Here is a 240-nt window from a genome sequence, read left to right on the forward strand (position 1 = left end):
TGAGAACCGCCCACGCGATCCGGGCGAGCTTGTTGGCGAGCGCAATCGCCAGCACGTTGTGGTGCAATCGTTTCTTGGCGGCTTCGATCCAAGATTTGAGGCCATAGCGCTCCCAACACTTGACCTTGACCAGCACGACCCACGCGGCTTGCACGAACAGCGCGCGCAGGTAGCGATTGCCGCGCCTTGATATCTTGCCGAGGATCGTGCGGTCGCCGGTCGAGATCTGCTTCGGCACCA

1 protein-coding gene is annotated in these 240 nt (G+C 61.7%); it reads right to left on the reverse strand.

Annotated features, from left to right (window positions below; genetic code table 11):
- Window positions 1–240: transposase (locus C7G61_RS43705; protein WP_145963884.1), on the reverse strand; the 240-nt coding region annotated here is incomplete at both ends.

The sequence above is a fragment of the Bradyrhizobium algeriense genome, from assembly GCF_003062295.1.
GTDB classification, from domain to species: Bacteria; Pseudomonadota; Alphaproteobacteria; order Rhizobiales; family Xanthobacteraceae; genus Bradyrhizobium; species Bradyrhizobium algeriense.